Origin of the sequence: Novosphingobium sp. (assembly GCF_049240505.1) — a bacterium.
GTDB lineage: Bacteria > Pseudomonadota > Alphaproteobacteria > Sphingomonadales > Sphingomonadaceae > Novosphingobium.
Genome location: NZ_JBMLSM010000062.1, coordinates 1 through 17899 on the forward strand (window position 1 = coordinate 1; position 17899 = coordinate 17899).

15 protein-coding genes, 2 tRNA genes and 2 pseudogenes are annotated in these 17899 nt (G+C 61.0%); 12 read left to right on the top strand and 7 right to left on the bottom strand.

Annotation, left to right across the window (positions count from 1 at the left end; all coding sequences use genetic code 11):
- The 5 genes and pseudogenes from ACOVQ0_RS05200 to ACOVQ0_RS05220 form a co-directional block, all read left to right on the top strand.
- Positions 1-302, top strand: a 302-nt coding sequence (locus ACOVQ0_RS05200; RefSeq protein WP_421881047.1) for a thiamine pyrophosphate-dependent enzyme, incomplete at its 5' end; no start/stop codon positions are given.
- Positions 303-317: 15 nt separating this feature from the next.
- Complete coding sequence (gene ilvN / locus ACOVQ0_RS05205; protein ID WP_421881239.1) at positions 318-833, top strand: acetolactate synthase small subunit; 516 nt, start codon at positions 318-320, stop codon at positions 831-833.
- Between the two features lie 25 nt (positions 834-858).
- Positions 859-1899 (top strand): annotated as a pseudogene (gene ilvC / locus ACOVQ0_RS05210) (ketol-acid reductoisomerase); the annotation flags it as partial.
- Positions 1900-2077: 178 nt separating this feature from the next.
- Complete coding sequence (locus tag ACOVQ0_RS05215; RefSeq protein WP_421881049.1) at positions 2078-2413, top strand: I78 family peptidase inhibitor; 336 nt, start codon at positions 2078-2080, stop codon at positions 2411-2413.
- Between the two features lie 74 nt (positions 2414-2487).
- The gene (locus ACOVQ0_RS05220) at positions 2488-3138 is read left to right on the top strand and encodes a YceI family protein (RefSeq protein WP_421881051.1); all 651 of its coding nucleotides are present in this window, start codon (positions 2488-2490) and stop codon (positions 3136-3138) included.
- A 3-nt stretch (positions 3139-3141) separates the two neighbouring features.
- On the opposite strand, the gene ACOVQ0_RS05225 is transcribed toward ACOVQ0_RS05220, so the two are convergent.
- Positions 3142-4275: an epoxide hydrolase family protein gene (locus tag ACOVQ0_RS05225; protein WP_421881054.1), complete on the bottom strand. Its 1134-nt coding sequence runs from the start codon at positions 4273-4275 to the stop codon at positions 3142-3144.
- A 207-nt stretch (positions 4276-4482) separates the two neighbouring features.
- On the opposite strand from ACOVQ0_RS05225, the gene leuA reads away from it, so the two are divergent.
- The 3 genes from leuA to ACOVQ0_RS05240 all read left to right on the top strand — a co-directional run bounded on the left by leuA (position 4483) and on the right by ACOVQ0_RS05240 (position 8394).
- Positions 4483-6153 (top strand): 2-isopropylmalate synthase, encoded by a 1671-nt coding sequence (gene leuA / locus ACOVQ0_RS05230; RefSeq protein ID WP_421881057.1) that lies wholly within the window; start codon positions 4483-4485, stop codon positions 6151-6153.
- 121 nt (positions 6154-6274) lie between these two features.
- A complete protein-coding gene (locus tag ACOVQ0_RS05235) occupies positions 6275-7321 on the top strand; it encodes an amidohydrolase family protein (RefSeq protein WP_421881060.1) in 1047 nt (348 codons plus the stop codon).
- Between the two features lie 77 nt (positions 7322-7398).
- Positions 7399-8394, top strand: a complete 996-nt coding sequence (locus ACOVQ0_RS05240) for an NAD(P)H-dependent flavin oxidoreductase (protein ID WP_421881063.1) — start codon at positions 7399-7401, stop codon at positions 8392-8394.
- 42 nt (positions 8395-8436) lie between these two features.
- Here ACOVQ0_RS05240 and ACOVQ0_RS05245 read toward each other — a convergent pair whose 3' ends face one another.
- From ACOVQ0_RS05245 to ACOVQ0_RS05260, 4 genes are all read right to left on the bottom strand, one after another.
- The gene (locus ACOVQ0_RS05245; protein ID WP_421881066.1) at positions 8437-8976 is read right to left on the bottom strand and encodes an AHH domain-containing protein; all 540 of its coding nucleotides are present in this window, start codon (positions 8974-8976) and stop codon (positions 8437-8439) included.
- Complete coding sequence (locus tag ACOVQ0_RS05250) at positions 8967-9707, bottom strand: hypothetical protein (protein ID WP_421881068.1); 741 nt, start codon at positions 9705-9707, stop codon at positions 8967-8969. The genes ACOVQ0_RS05245 and ACOVQ0_RS05250 overlap by 10 nt, the downstream gene beginning before the upstream one ends.
- A gap of 101 nt (positions 9708-9808) precedes the next feature.
- Positions 9809-10297 carry a flavodoxin family protein gene (locus ACOVQ0_RS05255; protein WP_421881070.1) on the bottom strand — a complete coding sequence of 163 codons (489 nt, stop codon included), beginning with the start codon at positions 10295-10297 and terminating at the stop codon, positions 9809-9811.
- Between the two features lie 7 nt (positions 10298-10304).
- Positions 10305-11543 carry a hypothetical protein gene (locus ACOVQ0_RS05260; RefSeq protein ID WP_421881072.1) on the bottom strand — a complete coding sequence of 413 codons (1239 nt, stop codon included), beginning with the start codon at positions 11541-11543 and terminating at the stop codon, positions 10305-10307.
- A gap of 136 nt (positions 11544-11679) precedes the next feature.
- Between ACOVQ0_RS05260 and recJ the strand changes: the two genes are divergently transcribed.
- The 3 genes from recJ to ACOVQ0_RS05275 all read left to right on the top strand — a co-directional run bounded on the left by recJ (position 11680) and on the right by ACOVQ0_RS05275 (position 13775).
- Positions 11680-13458 (top strand): single-stranded-DNA-specific exonuclease RecJ, encoded by a 1779-nt coding sequence (recJ, locus tag ACOVQ0_RS05265; RefSeq protein WP_421881074.1) that lies wholly within the window; start codon positions 11680-11682, stop codon positions 13456-13458.
- Positions 13459-13537: 79 nt separating this feature from the next.
- Positions 13538-13612, top strand: a tRNA-Glu gene (locus tag ACOVQ0_RS05270).
- An 88-nt stretch (positions 13613-13700) separates the two neighbouring features.
- Positions 13701-13775, top strand: a tRNA-Glu gene (locus tag ACOVQ0_RS05275).
- A 207-nt stretch (positions 13776-13982) separates the two neighbouring features.
- Here the strand turns inward: ACOVQ0_RS05275 and ACOVQ0_RS05280 are convergent.
- Positions 13983-14144: pseudogene (locus ACOVQ0_RS05280) on the bottom strand (transposase); the annotation flags it as partial.
- A 265-nt stretch (positions 14145-14409) separates the two neighbouring features.
- Positions 14410-16638: a TonB-dependent receptor gene (locus ACOVQ0_RS05285; RefSeq protein ID WP_421881077.1), complete on the bottom strand. Its 2229-nt coding sequence runs from the start codon at positions 16636-16638 to the stop codon at positions 14410-14412.
- A gap of 175 nt (positions 16639-16813) precedes the next feature.
- Here ACOVQ0_RS05285 and ACOVQ0_RS05290 point away from each other — a divergent pair, with 175 nt between their 5' ends.
- Entirely contained in the window at positions 16814-17878 is a 1065-nt protein-coding gene (locus tag ACOVQ0_RS05290; protein ID WP_421881080.1) for a LacI family DNA-binding transcriptional regulator, read from the top strand.
- Positions 17879-17899: the final 21 nt, after the last annotated feature.

Sequence of the window (17899 nt, forward strand, 5' to 3'; positions counted from 1 at the left end):
AGTGGCAGGAACTGACCTACGAAAGCCGCTATTCGAACTCCTATTCGGACAGCCTGCCCGACTTCGTGAAGCTGGCCGAGGCCTATGGCTGGAAGGGCATCCGCATCACGGATGAGAGCGAACTGGATGCTGGCATCCAGGCGATGATCGACCATGACGGCCCGGTTTTTGTCGATTGCCTCGTCGCCAAGGAAGCCAACTGCTTCCCGATGATCCCGTCGGGCGCGGCGCATACCGACATGATCCTCTACGGCGATGAAGTGGCCGGCACGATGGACGATGAAGCCAAGGCGCTGGTCTGAGGAACCCTTGAAATGATGCACATCCCGCAGGAGGCGCAGGAGCGCCACGTCCTCACGATCACGGTCGACAACGAAGCCGGCATCCTTGCCAAGATCGCTGGCCTGTTCACCGCACGCGGCTACAATATCGACAGCCTGACGGTCGCCGATATTACCGATGGCCATGATGTCAGCCGCATCACCATCGTCACGCATGGTCCGCCACCGATCATCGACCAGATCCGCGCGCAGCTTGAACGCCTTGTGCCGGTCCACAAGGTGACTGACCTTACCGAAGTTGGTCCTTTCGTCGAACGCGAACTCGCGCTGATCAAGGTTTCGGGCAAAGGCGAAAACCGCGTCGAAGCGCTGCGCCTGGCCGATGTTTTCCGCGCGAAGGTGGTCGATACAACCACCTCCAGCTTCGTCTTCGAACTGACCGGCGCGCCCGACAAGATCAACAGCTTCGTCGCGCTGATGAAGGAACTCGGCCTTGTCGAAGTGGGCCGCACCGGCATCGTCGGCATGATCCGCGGCGCAACAGCCGCCTGAACAATTCACCCGCCATTTCAACGATTCAACACAGATTGGGAATGACATGAAGGTCTATTACGACGCAGATTGCGATCTGAACCTCATCACCGACAAGAAGATCGCCATCCTCGGCTACGGTTCGCAGGGCCACGCCCACGCACAGAACCTGCGCGATTCGGGCATCAAGGAAGTGGCCATCGCGCTGCGTCCGGGTTCGGCCAGCGCCAAGAAAGCCGAAGCTGCCGGCTTCAAGGTTCTTGCCAACGCCGATGCCGCAGCATGGGCCGACGTGCTGATGATCCTTGCGCCTGACGAACATCAGGCTGCGATCTACGCCGATGACCTTCACGCCAACATGAAGCCCGGCGCCGCCCTTGCCTTCGCCCACGGCCTGAACATCCACTTCGGCCTGATCGAGCCGCGCGCCGATATCGACGTGATCATGATCGCGCCCAAGGGTCCGGGCCACACCGTGCGCAGCGAATACCAGCGTGGCGGCGGCGTGCCCTGCCTCATCGCCGTGCACCAGAACGTCACCGGTAACGCCCACGACATCGGCCTCGCCTATGCATCGGGCGTTGGTGGTGGCCGTTCGGGCATCATCGAAACCAACTTCCGCGAAGAGTGCGAAACCGATCTGTTCGGTGAACAGGCCGTGCTTTGCGGCGGCGCGACTGCGCTGGTTCAGGCCGGTTTCGAAACCCTGGTCGAAGCGGGTTACGCGCCGGAAATGGCCTATTTCGAATGCCTGCACGAACTGAAGCTGATCGTCGACCTGATGTATGAAGGCGGCATCGCCAATATGCGCTACTCGATCTCGAACACCGCCGAATATGGCGACATCAAGACCGGTCCGCGCATCATCACCGAAGAAACCAAGAAGGAAATGAAGCGCGTTCTGGCCGACATCCAGTCGGGCCGCTTCGTGAAGGACTTCGTGCTTGATAACCGCGCCGGCCAGCCCGAACTGAAGGCTGCTCGTGGCCTTGCCCGCCGTCACCCGATCGAGGAAACCGGCGCAAAGCTGCGCGCGATGATGCCCTGGATCGGCGCGAACAAGCTGGTCGACCAGACCAAGAACTGATCTTCGGTCCGACTTGGACGGAAAATTCGGAAAGGGGCGGCCTCGTGCCGCCCCTTTTTTGTGCCGCAATCACAGACTCTTCTACGAAACCCCCGAAACGGTCGACGAATGCAGTGGACGGGACCACCGCAATCGGTATCAATCCAATCTGGTGTGACCTAGATCACAGGGTTGAGCGATGCGAAAAAGGGTTGTCATAGCTGCAGGTGCGGCACTCAGCCTGTTGGGCACCCCGCTTTTTGCAGGTGCTGCAGCCGATCTTGCGCGCCCACCGGTCGAACCGTCGACCCCCAAACCATCGGCGGAAAACGACACCTGTAACCAGCGCCAGGCCCGCCGTTTCATCGGTATGAAAATCACCGCAAAAGTTCAGGACGATATCGCGCAAGCGATCAGACACTACCGCATCCGTCTCATCCGGCCCGGCGCAGTGATCACGCAGGACAGGCGAGCAGACCGGATCAATCTGATTCTCGACGATCAGGGCAAACTCACCACCATCCGCTGCGGCTGATACCAAATCTACCTTGTGCGCCCTGCGCGGCTTTGGCATCCACGTGCCTCCTTCCTCGCAGGAGATCCCTCCCCATGACCAAGCTATCCCGCGCGCTCCGTCTTGCCCTTCCTTTGGCGCTTGTTGCCGCTGCCGCACCGATGGTCGCGCAGATGCCCGAAGCTCCGGGCAAGGCTGACAAGACGCGCGTCACCGCCGGAACCTACACCGCAGATACCGGTCACTCGCTTGTCGCGTGGAAAGTCAACCACTTCGGTTTCAACGACTATTTCGGCCTCTTTGGCGACGTTAGCGGCTCGCTGACGATCGATCCGGCCAATCCTGCCGCATCGAAGGTTTCGGTGAAAATCCCGGTTTCGAAGGTCGTCACCGCCAGCGCTGGCCTCACCGCGCACCTGCTGAAGCCCGGTGCCGAAGGCAAGAGCGCAGACTTCTTCGGTGCTGCCCCTGCCGACGCCACTTTCGTTTCCACCAGCGTTGCGCCCGGCGCCGACGGCATGAGCGCGAAGATCACCGGCGATCTCACGCTCAACGGCGTGACCAAGCCCGTCACCGTCGACGCCACTTTCGCGGGCGCAGGCACCAACCCGTTCAGCAAGGCTGCAACGCTTGGCTTCCACGGCAAGGCCACGATCAAGCGGTCGGACTTCAACATCAAGTACGGCCTGCCCTTCGTGTCGGACGACGTGACGCTCGACATCACCGCCGCCTTCGAAAAGAAGTAAGCGCTACTCCATCCGACTAAACGCAACCCGAAGCTCTTTCACAAAGGCTTCGGGTTGTTCCCAAGCAGCAAAGTGCCCGCCCTTCTCCGGTTCGCCCCAATAAAGCAGCTTCGGGCAATGCCGCTCGAACCACTTGCGCGGCGCGGGGATGATCTCTTTGGGAAATGCGCTGGCCCCAACCGGCAGCGGAATGTCTTTCGGGCCAAAGCTGCCAAAGCTTTCCCAGTAAAGCCGCGCCGACGACGCGCCGCTGGCCGTCAGCCAATAGAGCATGATGTTATCGAGCATATCGTCGCGGCTCAGCGCATCCTCTGCCCTGCCTTCGTTGTCGGTCCAGGCCCACATCTTTTCGTAAATCCAGCCCGCCAGCCCGACCGGCGAATCGACAAGGCCGTACCCAACCGTCTGCGGCCGCGTGGCCTGCTCCTTGGAATAGCCCGAATCCCAATCCTGATAGTGCTGCATCTTCATCAGGGCCGACGCTTCGTCAGGCCCCGGTGCCGCCATATCTTCCGGCAATGGCCGCGCAATCGGCATGTTGAGGTGGATGCCAGCACAGCCTTGCACCTGCTGCACCGCAATCGCAGTTGTCACCGCCGAACCCCAGTCGCCCCCTTGTGCGAACCAACGGTCATAGCCGAGCCGCCCCATCAATTCGCCCCATGCCCGCGCAATTTTTTCCACGCTCCATCCTGAAACGGCGGGTTTTCCTGAAAAGCCGTATCCGGGCAGGCAGGGAATCACGACATGAAACGCATCTGCTGCCGTGCCACCATGCTCCTCCGGTTGGGTCAGAGGTGCGATGCAGCGCCGGAACTCAAGGATGGACCCGGGCCAGCCATGTGTCAGTACCAGTGGCCGTGCCATCTCGTGCGGCGATCGGACATGCAGGAACCGGATCATCACGCCATCGATTTCGGTTTCGAACATGCCCCAGTCGTTCAGCAGCTTCTGGCAGGCGTACCAGTCATACCTGTTGCGCCAATGCGAAACGAAATCCTGCAACGTCGTCAGCGGCGTACCCTGCGACCAGTCCTCCACCGTTTCCTTTTCGGGCCAACGCGCCATATCGATCCGGCGATGCAAATCTTCGATGTCCGACTGGGGAACATCCACCACAAATGGCGCAACGGTCATCAATCTCTCCCTTTTCCTTTGCAAACATTCTGGACAATCGCGCGTCGATTCACCATAGGCTTCCAGCATGACCGCTCGACTGGACCTTACCCTGCGACTTATCCGCCCTTGGGCGTGAGCTGACGTGTCGGTCCGTCCCGGCGCGCACGGCGCTCAGGGGATGAAGAACCAGAACCGGCAAAATCCAGATATTTCGAGTGCAATCACATGACCATGCTCAAGAACCCTTCGGCCAAGTATCGTCCGTTCCCGCAGATCGATCTGCCGAACCGCCAGTGGCCCAACCAGACCATCACCAAGGCCCCGCGCTGGCTCTCCACCGATATGCGCGATGGCAACCAGTCGCTGATCGATCCGATGGACGCGGACAAGAAAAGCCGTTTCTTCGATCTGCTGCTGAAAGTGGGCCTCAAGGAAATCGAGGTAGGTTTCCCGTCCGCCGGTGCCACCGAGTACGATTTCATTCGCGGCCTCGTCGATGGCGGGCGCATACCTGATGACGTGTTCGTGCAGGTGCTCACCCAGTCGCGCGAAGATCTGATCAAGACCTCGTTCGAAAGCCTCGCCGGGGCAAAGCAGGCCATCGTCCACGTCTACAACGCGGTTTCGCCGCTGTGGCGGCAGGTCGTGTTCGGCATGGACCGCAACGATGTGCGCGATATCGCTGTCGCGGGGGCCAAGTTCCTGCGCGATCAGGCTGCTCGTTTCCCGCAGACCGACTGGCACTTCGAATATAGCCCGGAAACCTTCTCCACCGCCGAACTCGATTTCAGCATCGAATGCTGCGAAGCGGTGATGGAAATTCTCCAGCCTTCAGTTGAAAAGCCGATTATCCTCAACCTGCCCGCCACGGTTGAGGCTGCCACGGCCAACATCTATGCGGACCAGATCGAATATTTCTGCCGCAACCTCCCCAATCGCGATCGGGCAGTCATCTCGCTGCACACCCACAATGATCGCGGCACCGGCGTTGCTGCTGCCGAACTCGGCCTTATGGCAGGCGCAGATCGCGTTGAAGGCTGCCTGTTCGGCAATGGTGAGCGCACAGGTAACTGCTGCCTCGTCACAGTCGGCCTGAACTTGTACACGCAAGGTGTTGATCCTGAACTGGATTTCTCCGACATTGATGAAGTGATCCAGACGGTCGAATACTGCAACCAATTGCCCGTCCATCCGCGCCATCCCTATGGCGGCGAACTGGTGTTCACGGCCTTTTCGGGCAGCCATCAGGACGCGATCAAGAAGGGCTTCGCCGCGCAGGAACAGCGCAACGACGAACTCTGGGCGATCCCCTACCTGCCCATCGACCCGGCCGATCTCGGTCGCAGCTATGAAGCGGTCATCCGCGTCAATTCGCAGTCGGGCAAGGGCGGCTTCGCTTGGGTGCTGGAACAGGATCAGGGCCTCAAGCTACCCAAAAAGATGCAGGCGCACTTCTCCCGCCATGTGCAGGAACTGGCTGACGAACTTGGCCGCGAACTGCAGGCAGGCGATATCTGGGGCGTCTTCCGCAAGGCCTATCGCCTTGATGCGCCGCAGCACCTGCAGCTGGTCGATTATGAAGAGACACGCGGCCCCGATGGAACCCGCATCTTTGCGGGCAAGATCGAGGTTGATGGCAAGGTGCAGACCGTTTCCGGCCGCGGCAACGGCCTGATCTCTTCGGTCGTCGCGACGCTGAAGGATGGTTTCGGGGTCGATATCGACATTACGGACTATTCGGAACATGCGATGGGCGCAGGCAGCAATGCCCGCGCAGCCGCCTATGTCGAATGCAAAACCGCCGATGGTCGCACCATCTGGGGCGTCGGCATCGACGAGGACGTCGCCACGGCCAGCGTCCGTGCCGTTCTGAGCGCGGCGAATGCGGTAAACTGATCTGGTTACGGGCGGCCAATTGCGGCCGCCCGTTCAACCGATCGCTTAAATCCGCTTGCGGACGATGAACCATCCGCCATAGTCCCGAAACGCCCATCAGAGGCGTGTAAAGGGACAGGACATGGCCGAAGAAGCGATTCTCGAACCCGATCTGCCGATCATCGATCCGCATCATCACTTGTGGGATCTGCGCCCACTGATCGGCGCCTTTCCGCAGCCGCGCCATCCCTTTCTCGAAGCGCTGACGCACTCGGCCTATTACACATTCGATCAATTGCTTGCCGATGCACGCGGTGGCCACAATGTCATCGGCACGGTGTTCATGGAATGCGGCGCGTTCTATCGCGCAGGTGCCGATCCGGCGATGAAGCCGGTAGGCGAAGTGGAATACGTGGGCGGCGTTGCTGCGCAAGGCGCCAGCGGCCTCTATGGCGATTTCCGCCCCTGCGCCGCCATTATCGGCCATGCCGACCTGACCCTTGGCGATGGGGCAAGACCGGTGCTGGAAGCGCTGGTGGAGGCCGGAAACGGTCGCTTTCGCGGCATTCGTCATCAAGGCGCATGGGATGCCGATCCCGATCTGCTTGGCCCGGCATTCCATACTCCAGAGCGTGTTTATCATTCAGACCAATTCCGCCACGGTTTCAAACACCTGCAGGCGATGAGCCTCACTTTCGACGCCTGGGTGCTCGAACCGCAACTGCCCGATGTTCTCGATCTCGCCCGCGCCTTTCCCGATCAGCCGATCTGCCTTGACCACTGCGGCACCCCGCTTGGCAGCGGAAGTTATCACGGAAAATTGCACGAACGCTTTGATATATGGCGGAAAAACATCCGCGCCATCGCGCAATGCCCGAACGTCAGCATCAAGCTCGGCGGCCTTGCGATGGCGTTTTGCGGATTGCCCGAGCAAGGCCCCATGGCGGGACTGTCGTCCGAAACGCTGGCTGCGATGTGGCGGCCCTACATCGAAACCTGCATCGAAGCCTTCGGCCCGGACCGCGCCATGTTCGAAAGCAATTACCCGGTGGACAAATGGGGCGCGAGTTACAACACGCTTTGGAACGCCTTCAAACGTTTGGCCCACGGTGCGTCAGACGCTGAAAAGAAAGCACTTTTCGCAGGAACGGCGGCACGTTTCTACGGCATCGAGAACCTGCTCGCCTGAACCCCTTTGACAAGCGCGTCGGCTTGGCATAGCGATTTAATCAATCAATTAAACTCATCAAAGAGGACCGGAAACGGATGTCCCAGGCCCCACGTTCATTGCCGCCGCTGTTCGCCAATCTGCGCCTGCCTGTCATCGCCTCCCCGCTGTTCATCATTTCCTGCCCGGAACTGGTGATCGCACAGTGCAAGGCGGGAATTGTCGGCTCCTTTCCATCACTTAACGCACGCCCGATCAGCCAGCTCGACGAATGGCTCCACCAGATCACCGAGGAACTCAGCAAGCACAACCGCGCCAACCCGGACCGCCCCGCCGCGCCCTTTGCGGTCAACCAGATCGTCCACAAGACCAACAACCGGTTGGACGAAGACATGGCCCTCTGCGCCAAATGGCAGGTGCCAATGCTGATCACGTCGCTGGGCGCGCGCGAGGACGTCTACAATGCGGCCCACGGCTGGGGCGGGATCGTGCTGCATGACGTGATCAACGACCGCTTCGCCCGCAAGGCCATCGAAAAGGGCGCGGACGGCCTCATCCCGGTGGCGGCGGGCGCGGGTGGCCACGCTGGAGCGCAATCGCCTTTTGCGCTGATGCAGGAAATCCGCGAATGGTTCGATGGCCTTGTGGCGCTATCCGGCGCTATTGCGCACGGGCGATCTGTCCTTGCAGCTCAAGCACTTGGGGCCGACTTTGCATATATCGGTTCAGCATGGATCGCAACCGAGGAAGCGAATGCAAACGCCGCCTACAAGCAATCCATCGTCGATAGCCGCGCCGACGATATCGTCTATTCCAACCTCTTCACCGGCGTCCACGGCAACTACCTGCGCTCCTCCATCGTCAACGCCGGGCTTGACCCGGACAACCTGCCCGTCAGCGATCCGAGCGCGATGAATTTCGGCTCCGGCGGCAACACCGATGCGAAGGCCTGGAAGGATATCTGGGGGTCCGGTCAGGGGATCGGCGCGGTCAGCGCGGTCGAACCGGTCGCCATTCGGGTCGAGCGTCTGGAGGCGCAATACCGGGATGCCGCAGCTGCGCTTTCGGGCAGTTCTGCACCCTTTCTGCGGTAGGTCAGGCGCGCCTAGGTGCATCTAGGTGCATCTAGGTGCACTTCAGGCTGCGTGCTGCACCACGCCGGTTTCCGACCAGAAAAGATCAGCCATTTCATCAAGATGACTGAAATCCAGCGCTGGATCGCGGGTGTTCAATGGCACCCGCGACCATGCACGCGGATCAAGGAACCGCCTGCGCAAAGCGCGTTGCAAAAGATCGAACCGCATCAGCGCCACATAGTCAGCCTCAGCCCCCTTCCACCGGTTGCGTGACCAGTCGGCCTCGATCTGGCCGATACGCTCGATCACCAGTTCATTGTAGGCGCGATGCGGGCCGCGATGGAGCGGCAAACCAATGCGCTGCGCCACCTTTTCACACCCCGGCAATAGTTGGCCGTTGCGGCGAAAATCGTGAATGCCAAGCCGTTCTACGCCAAGCTGCGAGACGAACGGCGCCAACGCAGCAACGTGCAGAATCTGGCGCGGAACGAGATGGTGGCGCTGCAACTTCGGCGCATAGCCCGGCTTTCCGGGAACATTTACGCTCCCGAACGGCAGCTTGCGCCGCTTATGTCTGGAAAGATCGAAGCTCAGTCGCACCGGGCAAGGATACGACCGCCAGCCTCCACCTCAAGAAAGACTGCTCCCGTTCCGGCAAGAACTGCCTCCGTAGAACTACTTATGGGGCCGTGGGCAACAAGCCAGTCAATCAGTCGGATTGCCACGCGGGGAAGCTGGCCAGCATTTTCCGGCGCTGCAGATTGGAGCAAAAATTCCTGTTCTATGAAGAAGTTAAGCCCCGCACTGCGCAAGCCGCCCGCACTATCGGCATGAAGCGCGACAAATGCTGGCGCTGGAAAGGGGCCGCCATCCAGCCAGGGCCGCACCGCGCGCTCAAAGAGGTCCACCCTTATCAAAAGTTGCGACGGAAGCCAGGCGATAGCCTTTGCAGGCCCGATTCGCGCCAGATCGAGCAGCAGATTGGCCGCAACGCGAATCACCGGCAGCAACCGTTGCGCCCCCGCCAGATGCGGCCCCGGTGCCAGCGCGAGTGCGCAAAGGCCGTCAACTTCAGAAGGACTGATTCCCACCCCGGCATTCACCGAAGGCAAAACCTGCGCAGGGCCTCCCGCAAGTCCGCGGACATCGAACGTCAGCCCATCCCGCAGGATTTCCGCCCAGCCTTCTGCCGCATCGGGAGCATGGGAAACTGAAAATGCCGATCCGCGCAGGGATTCACCCTCAAGATCGGATAGCGCCGGAAGCGCTGACGGATCGAGCAGGAGCGCGGCAAGGGGCGCACAGTCATCAGACCGGTCACTGGCGTCCACAAGCGTCCCTTTTCACAGCGTTCCTGTTTGTCACATGTAAGACCGGCTTCGAGTCTGGCTATCGCAGTATGCTTCGTGATGGACCTTATAGGCACGAACGCTCAAAAAACTCCCAGATTGAGCGCGGTAGAAAACGCCTGTCCCAGATCGTGACATCTTTGCAATTGATCCGCCGCGAGACTCTTTGGAGCAAGGATTTCGTTGGGCGTCTGGGCTTCGGTGCAGATTATCAGAGGGTCAGCCACCCGGCGCAAGCGCCATCCGGTAACGATCCGGTCGATCTGCCGCTCAGCACCAGTTCCGTCCGAACCGGCGGCGATCATCGTGGCATATGGCCGCCCTTCGATCTTCTCCAGCAGCGGGTAGTAACAGCGATCGAAGAACTCCTTCATCGTGCCGGTCATGCTGCCAAGGTTTTCAGGGCAACAGAACAGATAGCCCGCAGCGGCCAGCATATCATCGGGCGTAGCGTCGGCGGCAGACAGGAGTCTGCATGGCGCGGCGGACAAGGCCCCCTCCCCCGCCGCATCCGCCATCGCCCAAGCCGAACCGGTGCGGCTGTGCCAGATGATGAGTAGCCCTTCCCCCATTCCGTGTTCAGCAACCATCCCCGCCTTGGCCCGGCACACCCAGTGCACCAGCCACAGCGCCGCCAAGCAGGCCCCCAAATCCCTTCTTCTTGGGCTTGCACGCAGGCGCAGGCTGCTCCGTCCCGGCTGCGGCAGCCGCGCCGAAACCGTCCATCCCCACCAGAAACCCCGTGGTAGACCGATGGCGGATACGCGCCGTCCATTCCGGCACCCATTTCACTTTGGTATCTGCAGGACGCGGCGGATAAGCGAATGATTCTTCCGGACCATAAGCGTGCAGCGTTCCGAACATGAAGTCGGGCGCTGCGGCCTTCACCTCGGCGGGAACGGTGCAGGTGGCGGTTTGGGGCGAAAGCACGGTCTTTTCGCCTATAAGTTTCGCTACCGTGGCAGGCGCCATCCAATCTGCCAAACCGCCGCCGAACTGGCGGCTCGCGCTCGATGACCACCATACGATATCCGACATCTCGCCGCCCTTGCCAGACTGTTTGCCACCGATGATCATCGCATAATATCCGGTAGCATCGGCCACCGAACCCCAGCGCAGCAAGGTGGATCCGCTGGGCTGCAAAGCGCTCGAGGCATTGAGCGGAGCCATGAAATCCTTCGCCAGCGAAAAGGCCATTTCCGGCGAATAGTTGCCCGCCACGCGGTGCGCGCCGATCAGCGAGGAATCGGGTTTGGCGGACTTGCCATCTTCGCCCGGCCAATAGCCATAGGTTTTGCTGGAAGACGGCGACACCCAGCGGTCCATCGGCACGGTCGTGGTAAACAGGCCGGGTGGCACTTGCCCCGCCGCCAGTTTGCTGAAATCGATCACCACAGGCTGCCCCTTGGGTGCGTGTTCGCCGCAGCCCCAGAAGATCAGCATCCGGCCCTTGGGGCGTTGGAAATCGGCCTCTCCGGGATCGCGCTTGGCGGCTTGCGGCGTGCGCAGCAGGACCGATTTTCCCAGCTTTGCACCTGCGGGCATGAAATGTTCGGCCTTGGGCTTACCATCGGCAGCAGCGCGGGATGACCCAAGATCAAGCCATAGCATGTGTTGCGCCTTGGGCGTGCCACCAAAGGCCATTGTCATTGCGGCGCCCATGCCGCCTCCGCCCGCCATGCCGCCAAGACCGGACATCGTTTCCGCGCGCATCTCGTACCGCGCCACCGGCGCTGCCGTTTGCTGGGCCGTAACCGTTGCCGCCACTGTGCAAAGGGCCGTTGCCCCCACCAAGACCGGAATTGCAAACCTGCGCATCGCCTGGATCCTCCTGAAAGCGCCGCCAAATGAGGCGGACGCGAACCGATGCAACCCTATGCCTTGGCCCGCTGTCATTGCGCGTGCGCAAGAGCACAGCCTTTCCGAGCCTGTCTGTATGCTATAGCGCAGCAGCATGATTCCCGTAACGGCGATAACGCACTCTCTTTCCGGTCAGGCCTGGCGCTGGCGCGGTGGCAACATGGATATCGGCCAAGGGAGCGGAACAGGCGACGATATCGTCACGCAGCTGCTGCTTTCGCGCGGGGTCGAGCGCGACGATCTGGATCGTCATCGCCGCCCTACCCTGCGCGATTTCCTGCCCGATCCTTCGATCTTTCGTGACATGGACAGCGCCGCGCTCCGCCTGAGCGATGCCATCGAACGCGGCGAACGCATCACCATCTACGGCGATTATGACGTTGATGGTGCGACCAGTGCCGCGCTGCTGGTGCGGCTGCTGCGGGATATGGGCGTTGGCGCAGGGCATTATATCCCGGACCGCCTGCTCGAAGGCTATGGTCCATCGGGTGAAGCGCTGGTGCGGCTGGCCCGCGATGGTTCGCAACTGATCGTTACGGTGGATTGCGGCGCAATGGCGCACGAGGCGCTGGCGATGGCCGCTGCCGCAGGGGTGGACGTGATCGTGGTGGACCACCACAAATGTTCGCCAGAGCTTCCGCAGGCCGCTGCGCTGGTCAACCCCAACCGGCTTGACGAATGCGACGAGGCAGCAGCGCACGGACATCTGGCAGCCGTGGGCGTAGCTTTTCTGCTGGCCGTGGCGACGGTGCGCGACTTGCGCGGGCGCGGGTGGTTCGAACGGATGGGGCGCAAGGCGCCAGATCTGATGAACCTGCTCGATCTGGTCGCGCTGGGCACCGTAGCCGACGTTGCGCAGCTTCGCGGCCTGAACCGGGCGCTGGTTTCGCAAGGTCTGAAAATCATGGCACGGCGCGAGAACGTCGGTCTTTCGGCCCTGATCGATGCAAGCCGCCTGAACCGCGCGCCGACCTGCAGTGATCTGGGCTTTGCACTGGGGCCGCGCATCAACGCAGGCGGTCGCGTGGGCGAAGCGACGCTCGGCGTCCGCCTGCTGACGACCGAAGACGCAGGCGAAGCGCGCGAAATCGCAGCCCAGCTATCCCAACTGAACGAAGAACGCCGCGCGATTGAACAGGAAGTGCAGGAGGCTGCCGAAGCGCAGATCGCTTCGCAGCACAACCGCGCGGTCATGGTCATGGCCGGGCGCGGATGGCACCCCGGTGTAATCGGGATCGTGGCGGGACGTATCAAGGAAAAGACCGGCAAGCCTGCTCTGGTGATCGCGCTCGACGCCGATGATGGGGGCAAAGGCAAAGGATCGGGGCGCTCCATTGCGGGCGTGGACCTTGGCGCGGCAATCATCGCGGCGCGCGAGGCGGGGCTTCTGGTGGCCGGCGGCGGGCACGCGATGGCCTGCGGGCTGACCATAGAGCCTGACCGGGTGGACGCGCTGGCAGACTGGCTGGACGAACGCCTCGCCCGCGATGTGGGCGGCGCACGGTCCACGCAGTCGCTGCTGCTCGATCTTTCGCTCAGCCCCGGCGGATTGACGCCTGATCTGGTTGAGACACTGGAAGCGGCAGGCCCCTTTGGCGTGGGCTGGCCGGGGCCACGTGTGGCGGTGGGACCAGTGCGGCTGGTAAAATGCGATCTGGTGGGTGCCGATCACGTGCGCATGGTTGCAGCGGGCGCGGACGGTCGCTCCTTCAAGGCCATCGCATTTCGGGCGGCGCAAAGCGAGATGGGACAAGCCCTTTTGCACGGATCGCGCGGGCGGCAACTGTGGCTGGCAGGGCGCGCAAAGATTGACGATTGGGGCAGCCGTCCGGCCGCCGAACTGCATGTCGAGGACGCCGCTTTTGCCGATTGAACGTTTTATGCAATTCGCCGCTTGACGCCCCGCAGTGATCCCCTTAGAGGCGCGGACCTGCCCAGCGGCGCAAGCCCACGGCCCCTTCGTCTAGCGGTTAGGACGCGGCCCTTTCACGGCTGAAACACGGGTTCGATTCCCGTAGGGGTCACCACTTAAGTGGCTGGAGTATATACATAAGCCCTCCCCCTTGGGAGCGTCGCGGGAGTGTTGCGTTTTTGCAACGTATTTTCGCGGCATTTGGCCCCTTCGTCTAGCGGTTAGGACGCGGCCCTTTCACGGCTGAAACACGGGTTCGATTCCCGTAGGGGTCACCATAAAAATCGGGTTGCGATGCCCCGGGGGCGCGCACCGTGATTTTCGCACCTGCTGTGCGATCTACAGCATCACAGCAGAGCGCCAGCCTTTTCAGGCTCACCCCACTTTAAGATCGGTTGCTTGGGCTCAGGACTCGTTGATCACAGCCAGAAGATGACGGTTGCAGCGAGAGCGATGGCGGAGAAGAAATCGCAGAGGCAGCGATCGTAGCGCTTGGCGCCCCGCCGCCAGCCCAGCCCGTTGCGGTTGACGAGCAAGATGCCGCTCAGCACCCGCTGATCGTCAACGCGCGGCTTGCCGTGGCCCTTGGGAAAGTACGGGCGCAGACAATCCATCTGCTCATCGGTCAGCCAGTAGAAGTCGCTCATGCTCAGTCTTCTCACCGAGCTTGAATCAGATCGCGCCGTCCACATCAATTTGCAACCCAAGCTCAACCATACCAGCCCCGCTCGGTGATGCCCGAAACTGACTTTACCGCAGCGCTCTGACTCAGCGCCTAAGTGATCTTTGAAAAATGGGGAGGCGAATGTACCGCCTCCCCTTTGAGGTTCTCGTTGCAAAAAAGAGAGCTGAACAACGAGGGAGGAACTGCTGCGCACTCGGCGATGCCGAGCGCGCATGGCGGCCGAGCCGTCAGAACTTGAAGCCGAGGCGAACGCCGTAGGTCGACGGATCGCTCGGAGTAATGGATAGGATGCCGCTGCTTACAGCTGCCGCTGTAACCACGATGTTGTCTTCGACGTTTTGCCAGTAGGCCTGCACATAATAACGGCTTTCAGGCGCGGTATAGCGCAGCGACAGGTCGGTGCGGGTAAACGAGGGCTGCGTGAACTGCCGGCCAAGGGCTTGAGCAGTCAGCACATACGATGAGCTTAGGCGCGTGCGGACCGACGCTTCCAGATTGCCGCCATTATCCAGTGGCAACGAATAGGCGTAGGCAGCCGTGGCAACGTACTTCGGAGCGCGATCGAGCGGGCGTCCCTTGAAGTCGGGTGCATTCCCGACACCGAGCGGGAAATAGGAAGCATACCGGGCGTCGAGATAGGTGAAGCCAAGGTCGATCCGGTTACGCTGGGTGGGTGACAAGGTCGCTTCCATCTCGACGCCGTCAACCTTCGCCTTTGCTGCGTTGGTCGTCAACTGGCGCGGCGCGCCGCCGATGTCGACGACCGCACTGACCTGCAGGTTGTTGTAGTCGTAATGGAAGGCGCTCGCATTGAGGCGCAGGGCATTGTCTGCGGTGCGCGTCTTCAAGCCGACTTCATAGGCAGTTAGGGTTTCCGGCTCGTAGAACAGTGCGGCTGGGTTCTGCGGGGTGGCGCAATTCGGTGTGCCTGCCGAGCAGCCGCCGTTGAAGCCGCCCGCCTTGTAGCCGCTCGAGACGACGCCGTAGAGCAGCGTGCGCGAGTTGAGGTCGGCATCGAGACCGAAGCGCCAGGTCACCTTGTCCGATACCACGCGCGCGTTGTTCGGCGCGCTGATGTCCGTCAGCGGGTTGAAGACATCTGTCTTCTGCTGATTGATGCGGCCAATGCGGGACTTGTCGTCGCGCGAATATCGGACGCCGGCCGTTGCGCGGATCGTATCGGTCAGCTTGTAGGTGCCTTGCGCGAAGGCACCTACGGTCTCGGACTTGGTCGGCCCCTGCAGAAATCCATAGTAGGGGAATGCCGGCAACAGATTGCGCAGGATCAGGAAGTTGTCCGAAGTCTCCTTGAAATAGTAGCCGCCAAACTGGAAGCTCAGCGGATTGCCTGCGGGGGTGTTGAACCGCAGTTCCTGCGAGACCTGCTTGAACTTGCCGCCTGTCTCTTGCTTGTAGGCAACGCCGAGATACCCGGTGCCCTTCTCGTCGCGGTTGAACTCGCGATATGAGCCAAGGTAGGTCATCTCCAGCGGACCAAAGTCCCAGTTTACCTCACCGTCGACGCCCCAGGTGTTGTTATCTGCAGAAGCGTCCTGAGCCATCGAATAAGCCAAGGTACGCAGTTCCCTGGAACTGAAGGCGCCGCCAATATATTGCTGACTCTGGTAGCGCGGTGCGCCTGCCGGAAGGGGTGCGAACCAATTGCCGCCAAGGACGCTGGTGAATTCGTTGCCTTTGATCGAGCTGTAGTTGGCGCGAAGCAGGATCGTAAGGTCCGACGTCGGCTTGAACTGCGCCTGGAAACGGCCGGACAGGTTGTTCTTGAACGGATTCAGGCTGAACGGATCGCCGACTTTCTGGTAGAGATAGGTGTTGCGACGATCGTAAGATCCCGAAAAGCGCAGGGCGAAGGTGTCGCTCACTGGCACATTGACCATCGCATCGCCGCGAACAGTGTCGTAGTTGCCGTATTCGAAGTTGCCCGCAGCCTCAAACCGATCGGACGGTCGGCTGGTAATGACGTTCACCAGGCCTGCCGTGGTGTTGCGGCCGTAAAGCGTGCCCTGCGGCCCGCGCAGGACTTCGATACGGGCGATGTCAAAGAATGAGACTTCCTGTGCTTGCGGACGAGCGATGTAGATGCCGTCGATCAGGAAAGCCGCAGACGGATCGCCTTTCTCGGTGTTATCGGTGCTGGTCACGCCTCGGATGGTGATCTGAAGGCCGTTGTTGCGAACGATGGAGACGTTGGGAACCTGCTCGCCGAGATTTGTGGCATTGGCCACCCCCGCTGAACGCAGCGCATCGCCGCTGATTGCGCTGAGGGCAATCGGCGTTTTCGACGCTGCTGATGCGGTTCGCTGCGCCGTGACGATGATCTCACCGGTGTCGGTGGCAGACGGCTGCTGCGCATCCTGCGCCATCGCGGCATCAGCGAGCGCAGTCAATGTCAGCGCTGACGTAAACAGTAGGCAGAATTTCTGGCGAATACCCATGATCTTTAACTCCCCCAAATTAATACCGGCAAAAGCCATTACCGCTCTGATTTTTATAGAGTCGAAGGAGCGATATGGCGAGCTTTCCATGAGTAACAAGCAGTCAGCGTCAGCGCTGTCAACACAATTGCGTCAGCGCTGACAAAAATGCTAGACGAGGTTGAAATCAGAACTTATGCCCAACACCGTGAAAAGCCGCAGACCCACTCTCGATGATGTTGCCGCGCGGGCGGGCGTGTCCGCCAAGACCGTTGCACGCGTCGCCAATGGAGAGTCGGGAGTAGGCGATGCGACGCGGGAAAGAGTGTCGCTGATCATCCGGGAGATGAACTTCCGGATCAACCATTCGGCACGGGCGCTTGCTGCATCCAGAACCTATTCGATCGCGATCGTCACCGGATGGGTGCCTGCCTACTACATCACCCAGATGTTTGAAGCCGCCGAGCGTATCTCCACCCGCCACGGCTTCCAGCTCGTGTTGCGGCAGATCGATCTCGTAGAACCCGGCGCCCTGGATAGCTTTGCCGCGGCTTTGCGCCGGCAGCCGGTCGATGGAGCGCTGGTCACGGCACCATTGTGCGACGATCTTGCGCTTCTGGACCTCTTGGAAAACGAAGGCATACGCTACGTTCGGCATTCACCACTGCACGAACCCGAGCGTTCCGACGCAGTTTATTCGGAAGAAGCGCACGGCGCGCGGCTGGTTATCGATCACTTGCTCGAGCTGGGGCATCGCCGCTTCGGGTTGCTCACAGGACCTTCGGGCCATTTCTCCAGTGCAGTGCGAACCGAGTCCGCTTTGGAGCGATTGGCCGTTGCGGGAATTGCGCCAGCAGAGGTTCCTGTCGTGCAGATCTCTACGAATTCCGGAGGCTTCAAAGCGTCGTTTGAGGCCACTGCTCAAATAATGCAGACTGAGCCAAGGCCAACGGCGCTATTCTGCTTCAACGATCTGGTGGCAGCCGGCGCCGTGGCATACCTCCAATCGATCGGCCTCAGCGCCCCTCGCGATGTCGCTGTTGCGGGCTTCGGGAATGCAGACTTTGGTCTGTTGACTACCCCGCAGATCACCACAGTGCGTCAGCCGAACGCGGAAATGGCCGTCGCGGCGATGGAGTGGCTGACATCATCACCAGCTGCCGCGCCGCGCTTATTAACCCTTCCAGTCGATCTGATCGCCCGCGCCAGCACGAACGGGCGCATAGGCATCGACTTTGGCCCCGGAGACAGTGTTACATGATATCGACCGATCGCAGGCACT

Coding starts and splice junctions, on each gene's coding strand:
- ACOVQ0_RS05260 (WP_421881072.1), bottom strand. CDS start 11,543: ATGCGCAGGTTTGCAATTCCGGTCTTGGTGGGGGCAACGGCCCTTTGC.
- ilvN (WP_421881239.1), top strand. CDS start 318: ATGCACATCCCGCAGGAGGCGCAGGAGCGCCACGTCCTCACGATCACG.
- ACOVQ0_RS05240 (WP_421881063.1), top strand. CDS start 7,399: ATGTCCCAGGCCCCACGTTCATTGCCGCCGCTGTTCGCCAATCTGCGC.
- ACOVQ0_RS05290 (WP_421881080.1), top strand. CDS start 16,814: ATGCCCAACACCGTGAAAAGCCGCAGACCCACTCTCGATGATGTTGCC.
- leuA (WP_421881057.1), top strand. CDS start 4,483: ATGACCATGCTCAAGAACCCTTCGGCCAAGTATCGTCCGTTCCCGCAG.
- ACOVQ0_RS05225 (WP_421881054.1), bottom strand. CDS start 4,275: ATGACCGTTGCGCCATTTGTGGTGGATGTTCCCCAGTCGGACATCGAA.
- recJ (WP_421881074.1), top strand. CDS start 11,680: ATGATTCCCGTAACGGCGATAACGCACTCTCTTTCCGGTCAGGCCTGG.
- ACOVQ0_RS05235 (WP_421881060.1), top strand. CDS start 6,275: ATGGCCGAAGAAGCGATTCTCGAACCCGATCTGCCGATCATCGATCCG.
- ACOVQ0_RS05255 (WP_421881070.1), bottom strand. CDS start 10,297: ATGGGGGAAGGGCTACTCATCATCTGGCACAGCCGCACCGGTTCGGCT.
- ACOVQ0_RS05220 (WP_421881051.1), top strand. CDS start 2,488: ATGACCAAGCTATCCCGCGCGCTCCGTCTTGCCCTTCCTTTGGCGCTT.
- ACOVQ0_RS05215 (WP_421881049.1), top strand. CDS start 2,078: ATGCGAAAAAGGGTTGTCATAGCTGCAGGTGCGGCACTCAGCCTGTTG.
- ACOVQ0_RS05285 (WP_421881077.1), bottom strand. CDS start 16,638: ATGGGTATTCGCCAGAAATTCTGCCTACTGTTTACGTCAGCGCTGACA.